We start from the raw sequence: 1722 nt of genomic DNA, 5'->3' as shown, positions 1-1722 counted from the left end.
GGCACATTTTTATAGATCGGAGCAAAAACTAGGTTCTTCTGGTCTGCTCGTCATTCGTCAATCGGTCGCGGTAAGCCCGGTTTGCCTGTAGGGGAAGCGCGGGCAAGGGCGTTACCCGAAAGCCGGGCGCCACCGGCTGAGCTGCTCCTGGGTCTGTTTGACTGACGAGCCTGAAGGCCAACGATACCAATCAAAATGCTGCGTTCACAGCGCCGCGGCAGGGATCCGCCGTGCTGGTTGTCGGAAAAGGAGCCGCTAGTGGGAAAGAGGAGGGTAAATTTTCAGCGTTGCTGGCTCCCCGTCAGCCGGATTGGGTTGCATCGCAGGGGTGTCGAAAGAGTCAACTGCGGTCCAAAGCTGTTGGACTTGGGTGAAAAGGGCGTTTATTCTTCCTATACGTTGTCGGCAGCGGGCCAAAAAGGAATACGTCCATGCCCATCGAGGTGAAACCGGCTGTGAGCGCGGGTTCAAGCATATAGCCCGACAGGCGCGTATCCTTGCCGATCACGACACGATGGCGGTGGTCACCGCGACGAAAGACACGGCCAGCCGCCATGCCGACGCGCAAGGCGGTTTCCGCCGTCATCGCGCCTTCGTTGGCTTTGCCACGAATACCGTCTGTGCCGAAATATTTGCGCACCATAAGGTCGATTATCCTGTCGTCGGGTCGCCCTCAAAGGGGACATGCCTGCTGAACCGCGAATATAGAGAAATATCCCGAATGTGCAGTTAACGAATTCTTGCGGTTTCTTTCAGCGCCGCCAATACCGCCAGCCCGTCGCGCAAGGGGCGCGGCTCGTGTGTGCGGATGAAGTCAGCTCCACCTGCGGCGGCGGCAAGCTCTGCAGCGAGTGTCGCGGCCCCGACATCCCCCGGACCACGGCCTGTGAGCGCGCGCAGAAAGGATTTGCGCGAAACAGACAGAAGCACCGGCAAATCGAAGCGCAGCCGCAATTCATCGAACCGCGCCAGCACCGAGAGCGAGGTTTCGGGAGCAGCCCCCAGAAAAAACCCCATGCCGGGATCAAGGACAAGGCGGTTGCGTTTGATACCGGCACCCGTCAGCGCCGCGATGCGCGCGTCAAAGAACGCCGCAATGTGATCCATGATGTCGCCAGCGGGTGCCTCGCGCCGATCTGCCTGCCCGTCTTGCACCGAATGCATAACGACGAGTTTGGCAGATGATTTCGCCAATTGCGGATAGAACGCAGCGTCTGGAAAACCGCGAATATCATTGAGATAGGCCACACCACGCGACAAGGCATAGGCTTGCGTCGCGGGTTGATAACTGTCGAGCGAGACGGGAATGCCATCTGCCTTGAGCGCGTCCAGCACCGGCGCGATACGCGCGATTTCTGTGTCGGACGAAACAGGCGCGGCGTCGGGATTGCTGGATGCCGGACCGAGGTCGATCACATCTGCCCCCTCGGCCATCAGCTTACGCGCCTGCGCAATGGCTGCGTCTGGCGCCAGATACCGGCCTCCATCGGAGAAACTGTCCGAGGTTATGTTGACGATGCCGAAAATGATGAGCGATTTATTCATGGGGGCTTCTATAATAATAATAATCGAGCATGAGTCTCATACGGATGCTCGGGTCGAAAGGGAATCCCCAGGCGAGTAACCTGTGTAACTACCCCATTCTTAACACAACTCGTCGGTAGACATAACCTGTTTTTTATACTCCATGGGACTCAAGTCATTGAGTGAGTCATGAGGTCT

The 1722-nt window shown here is 57.8% G+C and carries 1 protein-coding gene and 1 pseudogene; both read right to left on the bottom strand.

The annotated features are described in order from the left end of the window. Positions 1 to 400 precede the first annotated feature (400 nt). Positions 401 to 643 (bottom strand): annotated as a pseudogene (gene glmM / locus B092_RS0112900) (phosphoglucosamine mutase); the annotation flags it as partial. A gap of 86 nt (positions 644 to 729) precedes the next feature. Next, entirely contained in the window at positions 730 to 1545 is an 816-nt protein-coding gene (sul2, locus tag B092_RS0112895; protein WP_001043260.1) for a sulfonamide-resistant dihydropteroate synthase Sul2, read from the bottom strand. Positions 1546 to 1722 lie beyond the last annotated feature (177 nt).

Origin of the sequence: Oligella ureolytica DSM 18253 (assembly GCF_000373745.1) — a bacterium.
In the GTDB taxonomy this organism is placed as follows: Bacteria; Pseudomonadota; Gammaproteobacteria; order Burkholderiales; family Burkholderiaceae_B; genus Oligella; species Oligella ureolytica.
This window is presented reverse-complemented; position numbering and strand designations above follow the sequence as displayed.